Source organism: Amycolatopsis sp. Hca4, assembly GCF_013364075.1.
Classification (GTDB): domain Bacteria; phylum Actinomycetota; class Actinomycetes; order Mycobacteriales; family Pseudonocardiaceae; genus Amycolatopsis.
Map to the genome: position 1 here is coordinate 4752551 of NZ_CP054925.1, position 22356 is coordinate 4774906.

At 72.3% G+C, this 22356-nt stretch carries 23 protein-coding genes; 11 read left to right on the forward strand and 12 right to left on the reverse strand.

The features are described from left to right. Positions 1–3: 3 nt before the first annotated feature. Complete coding sequence (locus HUT10_RS20640) at positions 4–822, forward strand: heavy metal-binding domain-containing protein (RefSeq protein WP_254896963.1); 819 nt, start codon at positions 4–6, stop codon at positions 820–822. Then, positions 822–1223, forward strand: a complete 402-nt coding sequence (locus HUT10_RS20645) for a hypothetical protein (RefSeq protein ID WP_176172727.1) — start codon at positions 822–824, stop codon at positions 1221–1223. Before HUT10_RS20640 ends, HUT10_RS20645 begins: the two co-directional genes overlap by 1 nt. Here HUT10_RS20645 and HUT10_RS20650 read toward each other — a convergent pair. The 4 genes from HUT10_RS20650 to HUT10_RS20665 form a co-directional block, all read right to left on the reverse strand. Then, positions 1220–1981 carry an alpha/beta fold hydrolase gene (locus HUT10_RS20650; protein ID WP_176172728.1) on the reverse strand — a complete coding sequence of 254 codons (762 nt, stop codon included), beginning with the start codon at positions 1979–1981 and terminating at the stop codon, positions 1220–1222. The two genes, HUT10_RS20645 and HUT10_RS20650, sit on opposite strands and share 4 nt — an antisense overlap. 75 nt (positions 1982–2056) lie before the next feature. Continuing rightward, complete coding sequence (locus HUT10_RS20655) at positions 2057–2665, reverse strand: TetR/AcrR family transcriptional regulator (RefSeq protein WP_176172729.1); 609 nt, start codon at positions 2663–2665, stop codon at positions 2057–2059. A gap of 74 nt (positions 2666–2739) precedes the next feature. Then, positions 2740–4791, reverse strand: a complete 2052-nt coding sequence (locus HUT10_RS20660; RefSeq protein WP_176172730.1) for a PQQ-dependent sugar dehydrogenase — start codon at positions 4789–4791, stop codon at positions 2740–2742. 67 nt (positions 4792–4858) lie between these two features. Next, a complete protein-coding gene (locus HUT10_RS20665; protein ID WP_176172731.1) occupies positions 4859–5728 on the reverse strand; it encodes an alpha/beta fold hydrolase in 870 nt (289 codons plus the stop codon). Between the two features lie 98 nt (positions 5729–5826). On the opposite strand from HUT10_RS20665, the gene HUT10_RS20670 reads away from it, so the two are divergent. Continuing rightward, entirely contained in the window at positions 5827–6381 is a 555-nt protein-coding gene (locus HUT10_RS20670; protein WP_176172732.1) for an ABATE domain-containing protein, read from the forward strand. 382 nt (positions 6382–6763) lie between these two features. Here the strand turns inward: HUT10_RS20670 and HUT10_RS20675 are convergent, their stop codons facing one another. From HUT10_RS20675 to HUT10_RS20690, 5 genes are all read right to left on the reverse strand, one after another. Next, on the reverse strand, positions 6764–7510 hold the full coding sequence (locus HUT10_RS20675; protein WP_176172733.1) for an SDR family NAD(P)-dependent oxidoreductase: 747 nt from the start codon (positions 7508–7510) through the stop codon (positions 6764–6766). Between the two features lie 59 nt (positions 7511–7569). After that, the gene (locus HUT10_RS20680; protein WP_176172734.1) at positions 7570–8397 is read right to left on the reverse strand and encodes a hypothetical protein; all 828 of its coding nucleotides are present in this window, start codon (positions 8395–8397) and stop codon (positions 7570–7572) included. Between the two features lie 9 nt (positions 8398–8406). Further along, positions 8407–8535 carry an amino acid--tRNA ligase-related protein gene (locus HUT10_RS51875; RefSeq protein WP_303246972.1) on the reverse strand — a complete coding sequence of 43 codons (129 nt, stop codon included), beginning with the start codon at positions 8533–8535 and terminating at the stop codon, positions 8407–8409. Then, on the reverse strand, positions 8532–9731 hold the full coding sequence (locus tag HUT10_RS20685) for a cytochrome P450 (protein WP_176172735.1): 1200 nt from the start codon (positions 9729–9731) through the stop codon (positions 8532–8534). The genes HUT10_RS51875 and HUT10_RS20685 overlap by 4 nt, the downstream gene beginning before the upstream one ends. Before the next feature lie 87 nt (positions 9732–9818). Continuing rightward, entirely contained in the window at positions 9819–10547 is a 729-nt protein-coding gene (locus HUT10_RS20690; protein WP_176172736.1) for an SDR family oxidoreductase, read from the reverse strand. Between the two features lie 171 nt (positions 10548–10718). Here HUT10_RS20690 and HUT10_RS20695 point away from each other — a divergent pair, with 171 nt between their 5' ends. Together HUT10_RS20695 and HUT10_RS20700 are read left to right on the forward strand one after the other, a co-directional pair. Beyond that, positions 10719–12296: a discoidin domain-containing protein gene (locus HUT10_RS20695; protein ID WP_176172737.1), complete on the forward strand. Its 1578-nt coding sequence runs from the start codon at positions 10719–10721 to the stop codon at positions 12294–12296. Between the two features lie 76 nt (positions 12297–12372). After that, on the forward strand, positions 12373–12996 hold the full coding sequence (locus HUT10_RS20700; RefSeq protein WP_176172738.1) for a cyclopropane-fatty-acyl-phospholipid synthase family protein: 624 nt from the start codon (positions 12373–12375) through the stop codon (positions 12994–12996). Between the two features lie 55 nt (positions 12997–13051). Here HUT10_RS20700 and HUT10_RS20705 read toward each other — a convergent pair whose 3' ends face one another. Then, positions 13052–14068: a S1 family peptidase gene (locus HUT10_RS20705; RefSeq protein ID WP_176172739.1), complete on the reverse strand. Its 1017-nt coding sequence runs from the start codon at positions 14066–14068 to the stop codon at positions 13052–13054. A gap of 152 nt (positions 14069–14220) precedes the next feature. Beyond that, complete coding sequence (locus tag HUT10_RS20710) at positions 14221–14517, reverse strand: GNAT family N-acetyltransferase (protein ID WP_176177918.1); 297 nt, start codon at positions 14515–14517, stop codon at positions 14221–14223. Between the two features lie 166 nt (positions 14518–14683). Between HUT10_RS20710 and HUT10_RS20715 the strand changes: the two genes are divergently transcribed. From HUT10_RS20715 to HUT10_RS20740, 6 genes are all read left to right on the forward strand, one after another. Beyond that, entirely contained in the window at positions 14684–16855 is a 2172-nt protein-coding gene (locus HUT10_RS20715) for a germacradienol/geosmin synthase (RefSeq protein ID WP_176172740.1), read from the forward strand. Positions 16856–17059: 204 nt separating this feature from the next. Next, positions 17060–17842 (forward strand): MBL fold metallo-hydrolase, encoded by a 783-nt coding sequence (locus HUT10_RS20720; RefSeq protein WP_176172741.1) that lies wholly within the window; start codon positions 17060–17062, stop codon positions 17840–17842. Continuing rightward, the gene (locus tag HUT10_RS20725; RefSeq protein ID WP_176172742.1) at positions 17839–18420 is read left to right on the forward strand and encodes a DedA family protein; all 582 of its coding nucleotides are present in this window, start codon (positions 17839–17841) and stop codon (positions 18418–18420) included. Before HUT10_RS20720 ends, HUT10_RS20725 begins: the two co-directional genes overlap by 4 nt. Next, positions 18417–20531: a phage holin family protein gene (locus HUT10_RS20730; RefSeq protein WP_176172743.1), complete on the forward strand. Its 2115-nt coding sequence runs from the start codon at positions 18417–18419 to the stop codon at positions 20529–20531. The genes HUT10_RS20725 and HUT10_RS20730 overlap by 4 nt, the downstream gene beginning before the upstream one ends. Continuing rightward, positions 20528–20758, forward strand: coding sequence for a ferrous iron transport protein A (locus HUT10_RS20735; RefSeq protein WP_176172744.1), 231 nt, complete (start codon positions 20528–20530; stop codon positions 20756–20758). The genes HUT10_RS20730 and HUT10_RS20735 overlap by 4 nt, the downstream gene beginning before the upstream one ends. A gap of 12 nt (positions 20759–20770) precedes the next feature. Next, positions 20771–21511 (forward strand): methyltransferase domain-containing protein, encoded by a 741-nt coding sequence (locus HUT10_RS20740; RefSeq protein ID WP_176172745.1) that lies wholly within the window; start codon positions 20771–20773, stop codon positions 21509–21511. Here the strand turns inward: HUT10_RS20740 and HUT10_RS20745 are convergent. Continuing rightward, positions 21489–22289 carry a TetR/AcrR family transcriptional regulator C-terminal domain-containing protein gene (locus HUT10_RS20745; protein WP_176172746.1) on the reverse strand — a complete coding sequence of 267 codons (801 nt, stop codon included), beginning with the start codon at positions 22287–22289 and terminating at the stop codon, positions 21489–21491. The two genes, HUT10_RS20740 and HUT10_RS20745, sit on opposite strands and share 23 nt — an antisense overlap. Between the last annotated feature and the right edge of the window lie 67 nt (positions 22290–22356).

The window sequence follows — 22356 nt, forward strand, 5'->3', positions numbered from 1 at the left end:
TTCGTGACCACCGCGGACCCCGCCGCGCAGCACATCCCCGAGGATGCGATGCGCCGGCTCGCCGAGATGAAGCCCGGGCAGAAGACCAGCCTGTTCACCTCGGACCTGAGCGTGAACGAGTTCCTCCTCGTGCGCGAAGCCGGCTTTCGGCCGCTCGGGCTGGTGCTCGGCTCGAGCATCTACCACGTCGGGTTCCAGCGGGGACGGTGGAGCGAGAACCAGGAGCTGGAGCGGCTTTCGCAGGCGATGTACCACGCGCGCGAGCTCGCGATGTCCCGGATGGAGCGGGAGGCGGACATCCTCGGCGCGGACGGGATCGTCGCGGTCCGGCTGGAGATCGAGTTCAAGGAGTTCGGCAGCGACCTCGCCGAGTTCATCGCCGTCGGCACCGCGGTGAAGGCCGACGAGCCCGGCGAATGGCGCAACAACACGGGAAAGCCGTTCACCAGCGACCTGTCCGGACAGGACTTCTGGACGCTGGTGCAGGCCGGCTACGCACCGCTGGGCATGGTGATGGGCACGTGCGTCTACCACATCGCGCACCAGCGGTTCCTGCAGAAGATGGGCAACATCGGCCAGAACGTCGAGATCCCGCAGTACACCGAGGCGCTGTACGACGCGCGGGAGCTCGCGATGTCGCGGATGCAGGCCGAGGCCGAGCAGTTGGAGGCGGAGGGCATCGTCGGGGTGCAGTTGCTGTCGCTGCCGCACCGCTGGGGCGGCCACACGACGGAGTTCTTCGCGATCGGCACGGCGGTGAAGCCGTTGCGGGCCGACCACCGGATCGCCAAGCCGCAGCTCGTGCTGCCCCTGACCGACTGATGGGCGGCGAGCTGGACTTCCACCTGGTGGCGGCGGCCCTGCGCACGTACCGCGCGGACGTCGAGTCCTACCACCGGGTCCTGGCGGAGACGCTGGGCAGCGCGCTGCCACCGGGGATGGTCGAGGTCGACCGGCGCCGCACGTTCGCCGACCGCGTGGCCGGCCGGGACGGGCAGGCGACGGCGGTGCGGGTGCGGACGCCGGACCGGGTGCTGGTGCTGAGCGCCGGGAAGCACGGCGGGGTGGCGGCGGAGATCCACCAGGTGGTGCGGGGTGTGGTGATCAGCCGGAAGGAAACCGCGGTCGACGACTGGCTGACGGCACTCGCCCGGGAGCTCACCGCGTTGGCGGAGAAGGACGCGAGAGCGCGGGATGCGCTCTCGCGTCTGCTCGGCGGCTAACCGTCCAAACGGGACCAGAACGCGGTCAGGGCGCGCGCCACCGGGTGCGGGTCCGTCACCGGCCACCAGTGCCCGGTACCGGGGAGCTCGGCGAGCTCGGCACCGGCCGCCTCGCCCGCGAACCGGTGCTGCGCCGGCGTTCCGCTGGCCTGGTCGACGTCCGCGAGGGCGATCAGGGCCAGCCCCGGCCGCTGCCGCGCCTTCGCGAGGTCGCGGCCCGCCTCGGCCATGGCGGGCTGGGCGGCCGACCGCAGCAGTGAAAGCACCGCGCGCCCCATGCCGTCGTCCATCCCGGCGGCCACGCGTTCCGCGACCGGGCCGGTCATCCCGAGCGCGGTGACGACCGCCAGCCGCTGCTCGAAGCTGCCGCCGAAGATCTCCTTCACCGAGGCCTCGCCCGCCCCTTCCTGCTGCCACACCTGCGCCCGCGCGTGCCAGACGTAGTCCGGTGCGAAGAGGCCGAGCGCGTCCGAGGCCCAGCTGCGGATCAGGTCCGGGCGGGTCATCGCGATCCGGGCGACGTGCGCGCCGCCCCAGTCGTGGCCGACGAGGTCGACCGGTTCCTTGAACTGCTCCAGCCGCGCGGCGAGCCACTCGCCGTAGCCCGCCACCGTGGCGGAGAAGCCGTCCGACGCGGGCACCCCGAAGCCGGGCGGGGACAGCGTCACCGCGTCGTCCCGGCCGAGGGCGGCGATCAGCGGTCCCCACACGCCTGAGTTCTCCGGGTTGCCGTGCACGAGTACCAGGGGAACAGCCATCTCCACTCCTAACTTGCGTGCATGTACGCAAGTAAGTGTAGCAGCGGGCGGCGCCGGACGGCCACGGCCGGAAAACTACGGCGTGACGGCGAACGCCGCGCGCACCGAGCGCGTCGCCTCGCGGATGAGAGTGGGGACGTTGCGCACCGGGGGCTGGGCGATGAGCTGCAGCCCGGTGCCCCGGACCAGGGCGACGACCAGCACGGCGGCCGCGGCCGGGTGCACGTCGGACCGGACGGACCCGTCAGCGACACCCTGGCGGACCACGTCCGCCAGCAGCTGCCGGAAGTCGGCGTCCCGGCGGGCGAACAGCGGCGCCAGCAGGGGGTCGGCCGCGATCGCCTCGCCCCACAGCTGCAGGAAGGCACGCGCGGACGGCGTCCGCCGCACGACGTTGCGCAGGTACGCCTCGACGATCCGCACCAGGTGCTCCAGGCCGTCCCCGTCGTAGGCGGGGACGTCGAACCGCTGCGCCGCGTCGAGCACGGCTTCCAGCAGCCGTTCCCGGCTGCCGAAGTGGTGGTAGACGATGCCGCGGCTGTAGCCGGCGGCCTCACCGACCTCGGCGAGGGTGACGGCGCGGGACCCGCTGCGCGCGATGAGCGCCATGGCCGCGTCCAGCACGCGCCGCTCGGTCTCGGCGCGTCGTTGCTCCTGCGTTCGCCTCGCCGGACGATCGGTCATGCGCGGTGCTCCCCTGCCGGGCGTAGTGGTCGACGAAGTGTGCCACGCTCCGCCGACCACCGTGCCGGCCGGACCTAGCCCACCGACACCCGCAGGATCTTGTTGTGGCTGTTGTGCGGCGTGCTGTCCTTGTCACCGTCCACGCTGGTCGCCAGCCACATCTGGCCGTCCGGCGCGGGCTCGACCGTGCGGAGCCTGCCGTACGTGCCGTTGAAGAACGTCTGGAAGTTGGTCAGCGAGCTGCCGCTGATCACCGCGCGGTAGAGCCGCGCCCCGCGCTGACAGGCCACGTACAGCGCGTCACGGATGATCGTGATCCCGCTGCAGGAGCCCTGCGCCACCGGGTAGGTCTTCTTCGGCGCGATGAACCCGTCGCACGAACCCGACGTCCCTTCGCAGGACGGCCAGCCGTAGTTGCCGCCCTTCACGATCAGGTTCGTCTCGTCCATGATGCTGTTGCCGAACTCCTGCTCCCACAACCGGCCCTGGGAGTCGAACGCCAGGCCCTGGACGTTGCGGTGGCCGTAGCTCCACACCGCGTTGTGGAACGGGTTGTCGGCCGGGATCGAGCCGTCCGGGTTGATCCGCAGCACCTTTCCGTTGAGACTGCTGGTGTTCGGCGCGTTGGCGCTGTTCTGCGCATCACCCGTACCGGCGAAGAGGTACTTCCCGTCCGGGCTGAACCGCAGCCGGCCGCCGTTGTGGAACTTGTTGCGGGCGATACCGGTCAGCAGGACCTGCTCGGTGCTGGTGGTCAGCGAGTCGGCGGCCGGGTCGTACTTGATCCGCACGATCCGGTTGTCGCTGCCCGAAGTGTGCATGATGTAGAGCCAGTGGTCCGAAGCGAACGACGCCGGGTTGATCTCCAGCCCGGTCAGGCCGCCTTCGCCGTCGGTGCTCTGCACGTTCGGCACGGTCCCGATCGTCTTCTTGGCGCCGGTCTTCGGGTTCAGGTGGACGATGTCGTGCGCGTCGCGCTGGTTGTAGAGGATGGTGCCGTCCGGCAGGGTCACCAGGCCCCACACGACGTCGTCGTCGGTGCCGACCTGGGTGGCGCCGCAGACACCCTGCGACGGCGTGCAGGTCGACCCGCCGGTGGTGGTGACGTCCAGGGCAGGCGTGCTCGGGTCGCTGAGGTTGCCGTTGGCGTCGAAGGCCCGGACCTGCAGGTGGTACGTCGTGTTCGGGGCCAGGCCGCCGAGCGTGGTGCTGGTCGTGTCCGACGTGCCGATCTGGGTGCTGCCGTTGTAGATCCGGTAGCCGGTGACGCCGACTTCGTCGGTCGACGCCGTCCACGCGAGCCCGATCGACGTGCTGTTCACCGCGGTGGTGTGCACGCCCGTCGGCGCGGACGGCGGTGTGTGGTCGTCGGACGGCGGCGTCTTCACCGTCAGCGTGCCGCTGGCCTGCGAGACGTTGCCGGCCGCGTCACGGGCGTTGACGTAGAAGCCGTAGCTGCCGTTCGGGCTGAGGTTGCCGCAGGTCGCGGTCAGCGCGCCGGTCGTGCTCGCGCAGAGCTGGCCGTCGCGGTAGACGTCGTAGCCCGCGACGCCGGCGTTGTCGGTCGCGGCGGTCCACTCGATCGTGGCGCTGGCCGGCGTCACCCCGACGAGCGTCGGCGTGCCGGGCGGTGACGGCGGCTGGACGTCACCGCCCGAACCGTAGACGCCGAACTCCTGCAGCGAGTACCCCTTCGACGCGTCGGTGCGGCAGCGTTTCGTGCCGTAGACCCGGACGTACCGGCCGGTGCCGTCCAGCGACGTCAGGTCCTCGACGCCGCCCTTGCCCGCGTCCGTCGCGTAGATCTTCGTCCAGCTGACGTGGTCGGCCGAGGTGTCGATCTCGTAGGCGGTGGCGCAGGAGGCGTCCCACTGCAGCCGGACCCGGTTGACGTGCACGGCCGCGCCGAGGTCGACGTAAATCCACTGTGGATCGACACCGGCCGCGCTGGCCCACCGGGTCGAGGAGTTCCCGTCCACCGCGTTCGCCGCCGGGCAGCAGCCGCCCGACGAAGAGGCCGTCACCGGTTTTCCCTGCGACAGCAACGGGTCAGCGGCCGCCGCCGGGGTGATCGTCGCGGCGGCGAGCGCGAGCGCGATCGCCCCCGCCCGAATCAGTCGACTCATACCGTCCTCCATGGGTGATGACGACGGCGGAGTTCGTCCCGACCCTACGAGCGGGCCGGGCCGGTGGTCAACCGGCGTCCCGGTCAACGGGCAGGACCCGGCCGAGGAAGCCGCGGATGTACCCGGCGATCGCGTCCAGGTGCGTCTCGAGGGCGAAATGGCCGGAATCGAGCAGGTGGATCTCGGCGTCGGGCAGGTCGCGGGCGTAGGCGCGGGCGCCGTCGGCGACGAAGATCTCGTCGTTGCCGCCCCAGACGGCCAGCAGCGGCACCCTGCTGGTCCGGAAGTACTCGTGGAATTTCGGGTACAGGGCGACGTTGTGGTGGTAGTCGGCGAGCAGCGCCTGCTGGATGGCCGCGGCGCCGGGCCGGTCCAGCAGCGCCTGGTCGTGGATCCAGACGTCCGGGCTGACCAGCGCCGGGTCGGGCACGCCGTCGAGGTACTGCGCCTTGGTGGCTTCCAGGGTGACCATGCCGCGCAGGTCGTCCTCGGTCAGCGTGCCGGCGGCGAGCTTCTGCGGGAGCCCGGCGCCGAGGCCGTCGACGTAGGCGTTGCCGTTCTGGGTGACGATCGCTGTCACCCGATCGGGGTGGGCGGTCGCGATGCGCAGGCCGACCGGCGCGCCGAAGTCCTGGATGTAGAGCGCGAAGCGGCCGAGGCCGAGCTGGTCGAACAAGCCGAGGGTGAGTTCGGCGAGCGCGTCGAAGGTGTAGGTGAACTCGCTGGTGGACGGGGCATCGGAGGCACCGGCGCCCAGGTAGTCCGGCGCGACGACGTGGTAGCGGTCGGCCAGCGCCGGGATCAGGTGCCGGAACATGTGCGAGCTCGTCGGGAAGCCGTGGAGCAGCACGATCGTGGGGGCGTCGGCGGGGCCGGCCTCCCGGTAGAAGAGCCGGTGCCCGTCGACGGTGGCGAAGCGGTGGTGCACGGCGACCATGGTGGTCTCCTCTCATGTTTATTTGCTCATTTATCCATGAGACGGCGTAGGCTGTCAACGGTCGGGGACACTTCGGGGACGGACTTCGGGAGGCGGACATGGTCACGGCGGCACCCGGCGAGGACCGCGCACCGGCGTTGGCGCTGGTCAACACCGAACGCGTGACGGGGGACGACCTCGCTTCGCCCGCTTCGGCGGTTTCGTGGCTGGGCTCGCACGGGCTGGCGGCTTCGGTACCCGACGCGGCGTCGCTTCGCCGGTTGACGGAGTTGCGCGGCGCGGTCCGGGAGCTGCTGGCGGCACTGGCGGCGGGCCGTGTCCCGGCACCGGCGGCGCTGGCGGCGGTGAACGCGGCGGCCGGCGCGGACGCGGCCGCACTGGCGCTGACCTGGGGCGACGGGCCGTCACGCGCGTGGAACAGCGCCCGGCCGGGCAGCCTCGACGCGGCGGTGGGGGCGTTGGCCCGGGACGCGATCGAGGTGGTCAGCGGGGAGCTGGGGGCACTGGTGCGGCCGTGCGAGGCGCACGGTTGCATCCGCTACTACGTCCGCGAGCACGCCCGCCGCCGCTGGTGCTCGACAACCTGCGGGGACCGGGTCCGCGCGGCCCGGCACCAGAAACTGGTGGTCGAGCAGCGCGAAGGGACCCGCTGAGGGTTCGCGGCCGCCTCGGTGGCGACGCTTCGGGCGCGCCGAACCTCGGGCGCAGGTGAGCCGACGCCCGCGGCGGTGGCACTGGGCCCGCTCGCCGTGAGCGCCTCCTCGGCCGCAAGCCGCCGCGGGCGCAAATGAACCCGGCGCCCACGGCGAGGTCGCACCGGACCCGCTCGCCGTCAGCGCCCCCTGCCACAAGCCGCCACGGACCCAAACGAACCGGCGCCCACGGCGAGGTCGCACCGGACCCGCTCGCCGTCCGTGCCCCCTGCCACAAGCCGCCACGGACGCAAACGAACCGGCGCCCGCGGCGGGGTCGCACTGACCCGCCCACTGCAAGCACCCCTCTCCCCGAAGCCGCCGCGGGCGCCCGGTGGGTTCGCTAGTCGACCAGGGCGCCGCAGCTGATGTTGACCGTGGCCGCCGTCATCGAGGCGGCCCGGTCCGAGGCGACGAACGCCGCCACCGCTCCCACGTCGGCCAGGGTGGCCGCGCGGCCGAGCATGGTCTTGCCCGCGATGTTCTCCTCCAGGTCGGTCCGGCCGGGGAAGTCCGCCGGGATCGTCTCCGGGATGCCGCCCGTCCGGAGGGTCACCGTGCGGATCCCGTGCGGGCCGAGCTCCGCCGCGAGCTGGCGGCGCATCGCCTCGAGCGCGTGGAACGCCACCTGCAGCCCGCCGACCGCGAACTCCCGCACCGGATCTCCCGCGCCCCCGAAGAACAGGATCGCCCCCGACCGCCGCGGGATCATCTGCCGGGCCGCCGCACGGGCGGTCAGGAAGTGGGTGCGCACGGCCGTCAGCACCGGCCGCTCGTAGTCCGCGAGCGGCATGTCCACCAGCGGGGTGCCCTGGACGTCGCCGTGACCGATGAGGTTGACCGACACGTCGATGGTGCCCACGGCCGCGGCGTGCTCGTCGACCGCGCGCTCGTCGAGGGCGTCGACCTCCGCGGTCTCGGCGCGGCCACCGGCGGCGCGGATGCGGCCGGCCACCTCGTCGAGCCGAGCGCGGGTCCGGCCCACGAGGAACACTCGCGCGCCTTCCCCGGCGAACGCGGTGGCGACGGCCGTGCCGATCGGCCCCGCGGCGCCGTAGACGATCGCGTTCTTGCCGTTGAGCAACGTCATGAAGACCTCCTGGGTGTCCGGTTACCCCTGCGTCGAACGGCAGGCCCCGGAATCGACGGTCAGGGCCGCGGGACACCCATCGGGTTCGGTACCGGGACGACACCGGCGTCGATCAGCGCCCGGCTCAGCGGCACGGCCAGCGTCAGCAGCCGCTCGACGTCGGCGCCCAGCGCCTCGACCGGCGCGGCCGCCAGGCGGTCCGTGTCCTCCTCGATCGTGCGGCGCAGCTCGCGGCCCGCCTCGGTCAGTCGTCCTTCGGCGTCGAGGACTCCGCGGGCCCGCATCCGGTCCACGGCCGCGTCCCACTGCGCGTCCGACCAGCCGCGGTGGGGCTGGATGTCGGAGCGGGTGATCACACCGTCACCGATGTGGGTGAGCGTGGTCTCGAGCCCACTCAGCCCGGCGTGGACCGCCGCGAGGACGTGGCCGTCTCCGCGGTGCTCGCGCAGGATGGTCGTCGCCAGCCACAGCCGGGCCACCGGGTCCGCGTGCCTCGGCACGGCCGCCCACGCCGCCGCGAGCGGGCGGCCGCCGAACTCGCACGCGTCCACCGCCCGCCAGAGCAGCTCGTCGAGTTCCGCGACGTCGCCGACGACCGGGCGCAGGGCCGCCGCAACGGCCTCGATCCGCGACCCGACGACGGCCCCGGGCGCGGCGAACGACCACGCGTCCGGCAGCGCCCGCGCCACCATCGCCGGCGCGAAGCCGAAGAGCATCGCGGCCGCGGGCTCGGGACCGACCGGGCCCAGCGGCGCCAGCCGGCCCGCGAAGTAGCCCATCCAGTAGCCACGCAGCCCGGCCACCTTCGCCGCTTCGGCCGTCTCGGGCGCGAAGTAGACGGCGGCGTGCAACGGTTCCACGGCCGCCCACAGGCGACGAGCTGTCATGGCCACTCCTCACGGGGTCAGCCGGTGCAGGTCACGCGGGAAGAGCGTGACGTCCCGGACGTTCGCGGCGCCGAGCAGCCGCGCGGTCCAGCGTTCCAGACCGATGGCGCACCGGCGCGCGCAACCCGCGCCCCTCACCCCCAAGCCACCGGCAGCTCCCGCACCCCATAAACGAGCGTGTTGTGCTTGAAAGCCAACTCCTCCCGCCCCACAGCCAACCGCAGGTCCGGCACCCGCCGGAACAACCCCGTCAGCGCCTCCTGCAGCTCCACCCGCGCCAGCTGCTGCCCCACGCACTGGTGCGCCCCGAAGCCGAACGCCACGTGCGTCCGCGGCGACTCGCGGGCGAAGTCCAGCTTGTCCGCCCCCGGGAACACCGACTCGTCGCGGTTCGCCGAGTTCAACGCCGCCACCAGCCACTCCCCCTCCCGGACCGATCGGGATCCGACCTGGGTGTCCGAAGTCGCGTAGCGCAACACGCCCCACTGCACCACCGACAGGTACCGCAGCAGTTCCTCCACCGCGCGCTCCGGTTCCGCCAGCGCGGGCGCCAGCAGGTCCGGGTTCTCCAGCAGCACCAACGTGCTCATCGCGATCATGTTGGCCGTCGTCTCGTGGCCTGCCACCAGGAGGCTCAGGCCGAGGACCACCAGCTCCTCCATCGTCAGCGGGTCGTCCGCGCCGTCGGAAATCAGCCTGCTGAAGAGATCGTCCTGCGGATTCCGCCGCTTCTCGGTGAACAACCCCGCCAAATAATCGGAAAGCTCGTGGTACGCCCGCTCGCCGTCCTCCCGGGTCGCGTCGGTGCTCACCATCGTGGCGCTCTGCCTCTGGAAGCGTGCCCGGTCGGCGTACGGCACCCCGAGCAGTTCGCAGATCACCAGTGACGGGATCGGCAACGCGAAGTCCCGCACCAGATCCGCCGGCGCCCCCTGCGCGAGCATCGCGTCCAGGTGGCTGTCCACCAGTGAACGCACGTATCCGCGCAGCGCCTTCATCCGCCGCACGGTGAACTCCGCGATCACCTTCTTCCGCAGCCGCGCGTGGGCGGCGCCGTCGAGCTGGATGATCGAACCCGGGCTGATCTCCTCGTCGAGGTCGGCGTTCGGGTTGACGTGCACCGAAGACGCGCCGCGCGAGCTCAGCGTGCGGTCGGCGAGCACCGCGCGGACGTCGGCGTAGCGGGTCACCAGCCACGCGTCCATGCCGGCCGGGCACCGCACCTTCGACGTCGGTGCCGTTTCCCGGCGGTCGGCGTACTCCCCTGGCGGGTCGTACGGGCAGCCGTCCGGCCGGGTCGTCGGGAGGGCCGGGGTTTCGGGAGCGGCCGTCACGGCGGATCACCTCTCTCTTCCGGTGGTTCCCACCCTTCCACCATGGAGAGAACGGCGGCCGCGCGCCGCCCCTTCGACCCGGATGGCCTAGCGGGCGCCGTACGCCCCGCCGTTGACGTGCACCACCTGGCCCGTCAGGTGCGCCGCTTCCGGGGCGGCCAGGAACCGCACCGTGTCGGCGATTTCCTCCGGACGGCCGGCCCGCTTGTTGAACGCCAGGGAAATCCGCGGCTCCAGCCACTCGTCGGTCAGCGTGCCGTGGAAGAACTCCGTGTCGAGGACGACGCCCGGCGCGACGACGTTGGCCGTTCCCCCGGCGCCCAGCTGCCGCGCGAGGTCGGTGTTCCACGCCTCGATCGCCGCCTTCGCCGCGCCGTAGGAGCCTGAACCCTGCTTCGCCGCGATGGATCCCAGCGTCACCACCCGCACGTTGTCCGGAAACCGCGGCTTCAGCGCCGCCGTGACGAGCACCGCGGAGAGCACGTTCGCGTCGAAGTTCGCCTGCCACGCGTCGGCGAGGCCCTTCAGGTCACCGGGTGCGGGCGCCTCCCGCACCCGGTCGGTGTTGCCGCCGGCGTTGTTGACCAGGACGTCGACCCGCGGAGGCAGGTCCGCCAGCGCGGCCTGCACCGCCGCCGGGTCGCTCGCGTCGAAGGCCACCGCCCGCGCGCCGATCTTTTCCGCCGCCGCTTCGAGGACGTCCTTGCGCCGTCCGGTCACCGTCACCCGCTCGCCCGCCGCCGCGAACCGGGCGGCGATCGCCAGCCCGATGCCGGTGCCGCCCCCGGTGACCACGATTTCCCGCTGTTCGCTCATGCCGCCATCTTCGCCGAGGAACCCCGGCGGCCACCGGATTTTCCCGCCGAGCGGGACACGAAACCGCGTTTGTTAGGAAACTTTACGAATAGGTCTTGACGGACCGGCACCCGCCCGGCGAACCTGGAGCCACGCCGCAGTCACCGTCCGCCCAGTCCTCCCGGAGGCAGCATGACCCGGCGCGCGCTCGTGCTCGTCGTGACCCTGTTCCTCGCCGTGGCCGCCGCGCTTTCCGGCGCCGCCACCGCGAGCGCGGCCACCACGCAGCCGACCTTCCTCACCTTCTACGGCTGGTGGGACAACACCCCGCCGGGCGGGGACATCTCCTACCCGCAGATCCACGACACCGCGGGCGGCAAGGGCAGCTACGCCGACCCGATCACCTTCGCCACCAGCAGCGACGAACTCAAGCCGGGCACCAAGGTCTGGGTCCCGCGGGTGAAGAAGTACTTCATCATGGAGGACGGCTGCGACGAGTGTTCCGACGACTGGAGCGGCCACGGTCCGAACGGCGGCCCCGGCCTGCGCCACATCGACCTCTGGCTCGGCGGCAAGGGCGGCAGCGCCTTCGACGCGATCGACTGCGAAGACGCGCTCACGCACTACAACCCCGACAACATGCCGGTGATGGAACCGGTCGTCGTCGACCCGCCGTCGGACGAACCGTACGACGCCACGCCGATCTTCAACACCGGCACCGGCGAGTGCTGGGGCGGCGCCAAGCCGAACACGACGGTCGGCCAGTACCGGAACACCTCCACCGGCACCTGCCTGGCCGCCCCGGACAGCGGCACCACGCTGAAGGTGGCCAGCTGCACCGGGACCGCCGAGCAGCGGTTCACCTTCCACGGCGCGTTCCTGGTGATCAACGACAAGTGCGCGGGCATCTCCGGCAGTTCCATCGTGCTGCAGACCTGCACCGGCGGGCCCGCCCAGCAGTGGTCGATCAACCCGGACGGCACCATCTCCGACATCCAGACCAGCAAGAAGTGCTTCCGCGCTTCGGGCACCACGCTCACCGCGGGCAGCTGCTCCGGTACCGCCGCCCGCTGGACGTTCACCGCGGCCGGCACCTCCTCGAGCCTCAGCGTGACGCCGTCGTCGATCTCGGTCGCGCCGGGCGCTTCGGCCACGGCCACCGTGACCAGCACGGACGCTGTCACGCTGAGCGCGAGCGGCGCCCCCGCGGGCGTGACCGTGTCCTTCTCCCCCGCGTCGGTGCCGGCCGGCGGGTCCTCGACCGTCACGGTCGCCGCCGCCACGACCGCGTCCCCCGGCTCGGCGACGATCACCGTCACCGGCGGGACGAAGACGGCGTCCCTCGGCGTCACGGTGACCGGTGGCGGCGGCTCGGAAACCCTGCTCTCACAGGGAAAGCCCGCGACGGCGTCCTCCACCGAGTCGTCGTCGTACCCGGCGGGCGCGGCCTTCGACGGCAACCTGACCGGCACCCGCTGGGCGTCGAAGGAGGGGAGCAACGCGGAGTGGCTGCGCGTCGACCTCGGCGCCACGAAGTCCGTCTCGCACGTCAAACTGACCTGGGAAGCCGCGTACGGGAAGGCGTACAGCGTCCAGATCTCGGCCGACGGCACGGCCTGGACGACGATCTACAGCACCACCACCGGCAACGGCGGCACCGACGACCTCACCGGCCTGACCGGCAGCGGCCGGTACGTCCGGATGAACGGCGTCACGCGCGGCACGTCGTACGGCTACTCGCTCTACGAGCTCCAGGTGTACGGGAACTAGTTGCCGAACCGGCAACGAAGTTTGCCTTCCCGGGGACGTCGTCCGCATGCTCGGAGGACGTCCCCGAGGAGGAACCATGCCCCACGACCACCCGATGACCGTCGACGCCATGCTCAAGCAGGACTTCTGGGAAGCGCTGTACCAGCGTGACGAGCACCGGATCTGGAGCGGGAACGTCAACGCCAACCTGCGCGCCGAGGTCGAAGGCCTGAAACCCGGGCACGCGCTCGACCTCGGCAGCGGCGAGGGCGGCGACGCGATCTGGCTGGCCAAGCACGGCTGGACGGTCGACGGTGTCGACATCTCGACCACCGCGCTCGCCCGCGCCGCCGAAGCCGGTGCCGAGGCGGGCGTGACGGTGAACTGGCTGCACCGCAACATCCTCGAGTGGCGGCCGGAAGCGCAGTACGACCTGGTGTCGGCGCAGTACATGCACCTCCCGCCGGACCTGCGCCGCGACGTCTTCACGGCGGCCGCGGCGGCGATCCGGCCGGGCGGCACGCTGCTGGTCGTCGGGCACTCGCCGAAGGCCATGCGGCAGTTCGACGGCGAGAAGCCGCCGGAGGAGTTGTTCTTCGAGCCGGAGGAGATCACCGGCTACCTCGGCGACCCGTGGCAGTGGGTGGTCGAGACGTGCGAGACGCGCGGCGAAGGCCACCACACCGACGCCGTCTACCGCGCGCGCCGGCTCGAAGCGTGACCCGCGATGGCCCGCTCACCTCCCCCGACGGCGGTGAGCGGGCCTTCGCCGGTCCTCAGGCGAGCTCGAGGCCGTAGGCCTGCAGCTCGAGGGTGAGCGGGTAGAAGTAGCTGGTCACGGTGTCGCCGCCGGACAGCGTGCCGAGGCCCGTGGAGCCGTCGTAGGCCGGGCCGCCGGAGTCGCCGTGGTCGGTGTGCGCGGTGGTGCCGAACTCGTGGTTGAGCACGCCGACGTCGAAGTTGACCGACTCGTCGACCGAGGTCACTTCACCGCTGCCGCCGCCGGTGGTCGAGCCCTGCTTCTGGATCTGTTCCCCGACGGTCGGGGCGGCGGCCGACGTGATCGGCTGGCCGGTGTTGATCTCACCGGGCCCGCTGCCGTTCGGGCGGGTCAGCAGGCCGGAGTCGGCGCCGGGGCAGTCGCTTTCGACGACCTGCGCACCGGAGACGTCACCACCGGACCAGGTGCCGCCGAGGTTGGTGCAGTGGCCCGCGGTCAGCAGGAACGGCGAACCGCCGCGCGTCACGTTGAAGCCCAGCGAACAGCGGCCCTGGCTGTTCTGGATCGCGTCGCCGTCGGCGATGTACAGCGACAGCTTGCCGGTGCGGTGCTCGACGCGGACGCTGTCGCCGTACTTCGCGGCGGCCGCGGACACCTTCTCCGCGGTCTCCTTGCTGGCCGCGTCGTACACCTTCACCACGACCTGGTTGGTCTTCGTGTCGATGCCCCACGCGGTCTGCGGCACGTTCTTCACCGCGTCCAGCTGGTTCTTGACGCCGGTGAGCGCGGCGAAGGTGTGCTTGACCTTCTTCGCGGTCAGGCCGGCGGCCTGCACCCGCTGCAGCCCGGCGTCGTCGACGACGTTCACCACGGCCTTGCCGTTTTCGAGGTAGACGCCGCCGGATGCGGCACCGAGCGCGTTCGCCACCTGGGTGGCGCTGGTGATCGCGTGGGCCTGCAGCTCGGCGAGGGCCAGTGGGGACGCGGTGGCAGCCGAAGCGCAAACGCCGCTGGTCAGCGCGGCCGCTGACAGGACGGCGAAGGTCTTGAGGGCGGTCTTCCGGGGAGTCATCAACTTCCTCCAGGTTTGCCGTTCGAAGCCGGTGCCGACACTTTCGTTGCCCGGCAACCAACGCACCACCGACGAAGGTTGGTTAATAACCAAGGGAACCGGACATACCGCGCAGACCACCCCGAACGGCGTAACCGGCCGCCCCGTCCGGCCTACTCGCGGGGCCAGCGGACGTGGTCCTCGTACCCCGGGTGCTTCCGCAGGTACCCGGCGATGAACGGGCAGACCGGCACGATCGTGCCGCCGCGGGCGACGACGTCGTCGAGCGCGCCCGAGGCCAGCACCTTGCCAAGGCCCTGCCCGGAGAAGGCGTCGTCGATCTCGGTGTGGGTGAAGACGGTGAGGTCGCCGCGGCGGTCGTACTGCGCGATGCCGGCCAGCTTCTCGCCGGCCCACAGCTCGTAGCGGTTCTCCTCCGGGTTGTCGACCACCCGGTTTTCGTCGGTCATCTGCTCTCCTCGCTCGGGGACGACCCCCATCGTGCGACGGCCCGCCACCGCGTGCCGATCGGGCCCGGCGGTGCGCTGGGCCGCCCGGGGGAAGCGCTCGTCCCGTTCGTGTGCTTCGCGGCTGTTCCCCTTGGCGGACACCGCGGAGGGCTGGTTGCCTCGCGGGGTGCCCGATCAGCCGTTCGTCCTCCCCGAGTTCTACCTCCCGTACCCGGCGCGCCTGAACCCGCACCTGGAACAGGCGCGCGAGCACAGCAAGGCGTGGGCTCGCGAGCTCGACATGATCGACGTGCCGCAGCACGGCACGGTGATCTGGACCGAGCACGACCTCGACGCCCACGACTACGCCCTGCTGTGCGCCTACACCCACCCCGACGCCGGCGCCGACGAGCTCGACCTGATCACCGACTGGTACGTCTGGGTGTTCTACTTCGACGACCACTTCCTCGAGCTGTACAAGCGCACCGGGGACATCGAGAGCGCGCGCGGCTACCTCGACCGGCTCGAGCTGTTCATGCCCGCCGAAGGCGAAATCACCGCGACACCGGAGAACCCGGTCGAGCGCGGCCTCACCGACCTGTGGCGGCGGACGGTCCCGCACCGGACGGCCGGCTGGCGGCGCCGGTTCGTCGCCAGCACGAAGGCGCTGCTCGACGAGTCGCTGTGGGAGCTGGCCAACATCAACGAGGGCCGTCTCGCCAACCCGATCGAGTACGTCGAGATGCGGCGGAAGGTCGGCGGCGCGCCGTGGTCGGCGAACCTGGTCGAGCACTCGGTGCACGCCGAAGTGCCGGACGCGATCGCCGCGTCCCGGCCGATGGAAGTCCTGCGAGACTGCTTCGCCGACAGCGTCCACCTCCGCAACGACCTGTTCTCCTACCAGCGCGAGGTGCAGGACGAGGGCGAGCTGTCCAACGGCGTGCTCGTGTTCGAGAAGTTCCTCGGGCTGGGCACCCAGCAGGCGGCGGACGCGGTCAACGACCTGATCACCTCCCGGCTGCACCAGTTCGAGCACACCGCGCTCACCGAGGTACCCGCCCTGCTCGACGACCACTGCGTCGACCCGGCCGCCCGCGCCGCGACGTTCGCCTACGTCAAGGGCCTGCAGGACTGGCAGGCCGGCGGGCACGAATGGCACCTGCGGTCCAGCCGGTACATGAACGAAGGCGCCCTGGCCGGCCACGGCGGCACCGACCTCGGCACGTCCGCGGCCCGCATCTTCTCCTCGGCGCTCGCCACCGCGCCGCAACGGCTGCGGGCCTACGGTTCGACACCGTTTTCCGCGGCCGGCCTGCCGCGGCCGTCGCTCGACCTGCCGTTGCCGCTGCGGCTCAGCCCGCACCTCGCCGAGGCCCGCGTCCGGAACGTCGACTGGGCGCGGCGCACCGGCCTCCTCGACGGCGTGGTCTGGGACGAGCGCAAGCTGCGGGCCGCCGACCTGCCGCGGTGCGCGGCGGGCATCCTCCCGGACGCGACGGCCGACGCCCTCGACCTCACCAGCGACTGGCTGACCTGGCGCACCTACGCCGACGACCACTACCCGCTGGTGTTCGGCGCGACCCGCGACCTCGCCGGCGCGAAGGCGGCCAACTTCCGCCTGCCGGCGTTCATGCCGGCGGACGGCGCACCGATGCCCACGCCGGCGAACCCGCTGGAAGCGGGCCTGGCCGACCTCTGGCCGCGGACCCCGGCGGAGCGACGGCCCACCGTGCGCGCGGCGGTCGAGGCGATGACGTCGAGCTGGCTCTGGGAGCTGGCGAACCAGGCCCAGAACCGCATCCCGGACCCGATCGACTACGTCGAGATGCGGCGCCGGACGTTCGGCGCGGACCTCACGATGAGCCTCTCGCGGCGCCACGCGGTGCCGCCCGAGCTGGCTCGCACGCGGCCGGTGCAGACGCTGGAGCACGCGGCGGCGGACGTGGCGTGCCTGGCCAACGACCTGTACTCCTACCGCAAGGAGATCGAGCACGAAGGCGAGTTGCACAACGCGGTGCTGGTGGTGCGGAACTTCCTGGACTGCACGGAGGAGCGCGCGGCCGGAGTGGTGACGGACCTGATCCACGCCCGCCTGGCGGAGTTCGAGCACTCGGCGGCGACCGAGCTGCCCGCCCTGTACCGCGACGACACGACCGAGGCGACGCTGCTCGGGTTCGTCCAGGAGCTGCGCGACTGGATGGCGGGAATCTTGCACTGGCACGAGATCTCGGCCCGCTACACGGACCCGGAGCTGGGCTGCCACCCGGCCCCGGTCCCCCCGCCCGGCGCGCCCTTCGGCGGCCCGACCGGCATCGGAACGTCCTCCCTTCGCATCTCCGCCCTGCTCCCGACCCCCTGACCGCCGCACCCCAGGGTCGACACGCGTGATCCCGGAGTCGACACGCGTGATCCTGGGGTCGACACACCGCCCCATCGCCGTGTCGACCCTCCAATCACGCGAGTCGACCCTTCAATCACGCGTGTCGGCTTCCGGATCACACTCCGGCGTTGCCCTGGCCACTCCGCCGGGCATTCCCCGGCGGCGGAGGCGATACTCGGGGGCGTGAGCGGCTTCAGCCTGCGGTTCCTCGGCCATTCGACCGTCCGCCTGGACATCGGCGGCCGGGTGGTGCTGACCGACCCCGTGCTCACGGCGCGGGTCGGCGGGCTCGTCCGGGTCGTGCCCGTGCCGCCGCCCGAAAGCTACGCCGGCGTCGACCTCGTCCTGCTCTCCCACCTGCACGGCGACCACCTGCACCTGCCGTCGCTCCAGCTGCTCGGCCGCGGCACCCGGATCGTCGTCCCGCGCGGGGCCGGGACGTGGCTGCGCAAGAAGGGCTTCCAGCGCGTCGAGGAGATCGCGCCCGGCGAAACCCTCACCGACGGCGACCTGACCGTCACCGCCACCGAGGCCGTCCACTCCGGACACCGGTGGGGACCGCGCCTGACCCACGGGCCGCAGAGCCCCGCGCTCGGGCACCTGATCAAAAGCGACGGCACGACGATCTACAACGCCGGCGACACCGACCTCTTCGACGGCATGCGCGAGCTCGGCCCGGTCGACGTCGCCCTGCTGCCCGTCTGGGGCTGGGGGCCGAACCTCGGGCCCGGCCACCTCGATCCCGCGCGCGCCGCGCAGGCCGCCGCGCTGGTCCGGGCCCGCGCAGCCGTCCCGGTGCACTGGGGCACGCTCGCCCTCCCCGGCGTCCGGCGCACGGCCCGGATGCGACGGCTGCTCGCCGACCCGCCGCGCGTGTTCGCCGCCGAAGCCAACGGCCACACCGACGTGCTCTTCACCGAACCCGGCGCCGACGTGACCCTGCCCGCGCCGAAGGATCGCCCGTGAACTGGACCGACCCCGCCGCCATCGGGTACCCCGCGGTCTTCGGCGGCGTGCTGCTCGGCTCGATCGTCCCGGTCGTGCCGACCGGCGCGGTGGTCGGGGCCGCGGCCGCGGTCGCGACGACCACCGGGCACCTGTCGCTGCCGCTGGTGATCGTCCTCGCCACCCTCGGCGCGTACGTCGGTGACGTCGTGACGTTCGGGATCCCGCGCCTGGGCAGCGAAGCCGCGTTCCGCTGGATCAGCCGCCGCCAGCCCGCCGAGCGGCTCGAGAAGGCGCGCGAGCAGTTCGCCCGCCGCGGCTGGCAGCTCGTGGTGATCGGCAGGCTCGTCCCGGCCGGGCGGATCCCGGTGCTGCTCGCCGCGGCCGCGCTGAGCTACCCGTGGCGGCGCCTGCTGCCCGCCGCACTGGTCGCGTGCGTGCTGTGGGCCTGCGCGTACGCCGTGCTCGGCATCGTCAGCGGCGGCATCTTCGACTCACCCGTGGTCGCGACGCTGCTCGCCACGGTGCTGGTCCTGCTGGTCACCGTGCTGGCCAACCTGATCGCCCGGTGGCGGCGCAAGACGAAGGAGCCGGTGTGACGACGACCGCGCCCAACGGCCGGCTGCTGCGCGGTGGCCGGGCCGTGGCCCGCGCGGTGGGCGTGTGGATCGCGGTGACCGGCGCGCTGCGCCTGCTCGACGTGCTGCTGCCCGGCTTCCGGATGACGCACTGGTGGCAGCCGACGGTCTGCGCGCTGCTGCTCGGGCTGCTCACCGCGGTCGTCTGGCCGCTGGTCATGCGGATCGCCTACCCGCTGGCGTTCTTCACCTTCGGCGGCTTCGGGTTCCTGCTGCTCGGCGCCGGCACCCTCGCGGTCTTCCGCACCGTGCCCGGCGTCGAGGTGGCCGGCTTCCGGACCGCGGTCATCGTCACGCTCGGCATGGCCGCCGTCGGGGCCCTGATTTCCAGCCTGCTCGCGATCGACGAAGACGAGATCTTCTTCCGCCGGGCCGCTCGCCGCCGCCGTCGCCACACCCCGGCCGACGCGGCCGCGGACCCGCCGCCCGGCGTGCTGTTCCTGCAGATCGACGGCCTCGGGTACGACACCGTCCGCCGCGCGATCCGCGACGGCGACATGCCGACGTTCGCCGCCTGGCTCGCCGAGGGCAGCCACACGCTGGAGCGCTGGCACACCGACTGGAGCTCGCAGACCGGCGCGAGCGTGTGCGGCATCCTGCACGGCTCCAACCACGACATCCTCGGCTTCCGCTGGTACGAAAAGGACCGCGACCACGTGATGGCGTGCGCGCACCCGGCGGACGCGGCCGAGATCGAGCGGCGGCATTCCGACGGCCGCGGCCTCCTGGCCGGCGACGGCGCGAGCCGCGGCAACCTCTTCTCCGGCGACGCCGCCCACGTCAGCCTCACCATGAGCTCGATCCCGGTGCTGGTGCCGAAGAAGCTCCAGCGACGGCACCGCGACCGCGTCGGCGCGGGCTACTACGCCTACTTCGCGAACCCGGTCAACGCGCTGCGCACGTTCGCCGTCGCGCTCGTCGACGTCTTCCGCGAGATCAGCGCGTCGGTGCGCCAGCGCCGCGCCGGCGTCGTCCCGCGGATCCCGCGCGGCGGCTGGTACCCCCTGGCCCGGCCGGGCACGACGGTGATCGCGCGGGACGTCGTCGTCTCCGCGATCCTCGGCGACATGCTCGCCGGACGGCCCGCGGTGTACGCGGACTTCCTCGGCTACGACGAGGTCGCGCACCACTCCGGCATCGAGCGGTTCGACACCCTGTCCGTGCTGCGCTCGATCGACCAGCAGATCGCGCGGCTGCACCGGGCTTCGCGGCTCGCTCCGCGCCGCTACCACGTCGTCGCCCTGTCGGACCACGGCCAGACCCAGGGCCAGGCGTTCTCGCAGCGGTTCGGCGAGACCATCGAGGCGTACGTCGGCCGGCTGTGCGGGGGTTCGCCGTCGCCGGACGCCGGCAAGCGGCGGCAGGCCGAGAGCTGGCAGATCAACGCGGCCCTGGCCGAGGCGACGAAGGGCGGCGGCCTGATCGCGCGCCGGCTGCGCGCCCGGGTGGAGGACGCGGAGTGCGCCGAAGACCGCCCGCGCACGACGTCCGGCTCGCCGGGCGCGGTCACCCGGGTGGCACCCGGCGTGGTGGTGGTCGTGTCGGGACACCTCGCGATGGTTTCGTTCACCGAGCACGACGGCCGCGTCGAGCTGGAGACGATCGAGCGCGAGTTCCCGGACCTGCTGCCGTCACTGGTGGACCACCCGGGCGTCGGGTTCCTGCTGGTCCGCAGCCGCGAGTTCGGCCCGGTGGTGCTGGGCCGCGACGGCCTGCACCGGCTCGCGTCCGGGGTGGTGATCGGCGAGGACCCGCTGCTGCCGTACGGCGAGCACGCGGCGGACCTGATCCGCCGGGTGGACACGTTCCCGCACTGCGCGGACGTGATGATCAACAGCCGCTACGACCCGGACTCGGACCAGGCGTCGCCGTTCGAGACGCACGTGGGCTCGCACGGCGGGCTGGGCGGGCCGCAGCAGCGCGGGTTCGTCGTGCACCCGCGCGAGCTGGCGTTCCCGGAGGAGGTCGTCGGGGCGGAGGCCCTGCACCGGGTGTTCCGCGGCTGGCTGACAGAGTTGGGCCACCCCGAGCCGGCCGGTGCCGGGGCCTCGGTTCCGGAGGTGGTGGCGTGAAACTGCTGCGGGAGCTGCCGTTGGGCACGCGGGTCGTGGTGCGCTACCGCATCGAGGGCGGCTTCACCGACGCGCTCGGCGATCTGGTGGCCCGCAACGACGTCTCCTGCACGATCGAGACCCGACGTGGCCCGGTCGTGGTCGCGTTCGACGCCGTCGCGCTGGCCAAGCCGGTGCCCCCGCCGCCGGTCCGGAAATCGGGTGGCGGGCCGCCGCCCGTTTTGTGATCATCGAAAGCCGTGTTCGACGACCTGGTGGCCGAAGCCGCGGCCGAGCCGGTCGAGGGCTGGGACTTCTCCTGGCTGGACGGCCGCGCCACCGAGGCCCGCCCTTCGTGGGGCTACCAACGCCTCCTGGGCTCCCGTCTCCGGGGCGTGCAGGCGGCGCTCGACCTGGAGACCGGCGGCGGCGAAGTCCTCGACGGCTGCCCGGCCCTGCCGCCGCTGATGGTCGCAACCGAGTCGTGGCCGCCGAACATCGCGAAGGCGTCGGCCCGGCTGCGGCCGCGCGGGGTCACGGTCGTGGCCACCGCGGGTTTTCCATTCCGCGACAGCGTGTTCGACCTGGTCAGCAGCCGCCACCCGGTGACGACCGACTGGCCCGGGATCGCCCGTGTCCTGCGTCCCGGCGGAACGTACTTCTCCCAGCAGGTCGGCCCGGCGAGCGTGTTCGAGCTGGTCGAGTTCTTCCTCGGCCCGCAGCCGGCGGACACCCGCACCAGCCGGCACCCGGACCACGCCGTGCGGGCGGCCGCCGAGGCCGGCCTCGAAGTGACGGACCTGCGCTCGGAGTCGCTGCGCACCGAGTTCTTCGACATCGGCGCGGTGGTCTACTTCCTGCGCAAGGTGATCTGGATGGTCCCGGGCTTCACGGTCGGGCAGTACCGGGACAAGCTGCGGGAGCTGCACGAGAAGATCGAGCGCGACGGCCCGTTCGTCGCCCACACGACGAGGTTCCTCATCGAGGCCCGGAAGCCTTGACGATCGCCGTTTCGACGCCGTCCAGGAGCAGTTCCAGGCCCGCCTCGAACGACAGCCGGGCCTCCCGCTCCAGATAAGGCTCCTCGGAATCGGAGGCTTCGTACTCCCCCTCCTCGCCGAGCTTGGCCACCGTCGGGAAGCGGGCCGTGAGGTCCGGCGCCAGCTCGCCGAGCAGTGCCGAGCGCGCGCCCCACCAGTCCTCTTCGGACTGTCCGGTCTCGCGGGCGGCCTGGCGGGACTCCGCCGCCGCCTGGACCGAGCCGCGGACGATGTTGAACAGCGCCGCCACCACCCAGCGCACCCGGGACAGCGGCAGGCCGGTCGACGCCAGGACCGACAGCAGCGTCTCCTGCACGTGGAACTCCCCCGGCCCGAGCACCGGGCGCGCCGGCGAGACCTGCAGCAGCCACGGGTGCCGCAGGTGCAGGTCCCACAGCGCGCCGGCCAGGGCCAGCGCGGCCGCGCGCCACCCCGCCGACTCCGGGAACGACGCCGGGAGCTCCCCCAGCGTGCGGTCGTACATCAGGTCGACCAGCTCGGTCTTGCCCGGGACGTACGTGTAGAGCGCCATCGCCGTGCGGCCGAGGCGCTCCCCGACCGAGCGCATCGACAGCGCCGCCATGCCCTCGGCGTCCGCGATCTCGATCGCCGCCGCGACGATCGCCTCGACCGACAGGCCCGGCTTGGGTCCCGGGCCGGTGCGCGGCGCCACCACCCGCGGCCCCCACAGCAGCTCCATGGACCGCCGGGCGTCGCCCTGACCCGCGAAGACGACCACCTTGCCGACTCCTTACACCCTAAAGTATTGTACGCTGGCAGATCACTTTACAGCCTAAAGTATCGAG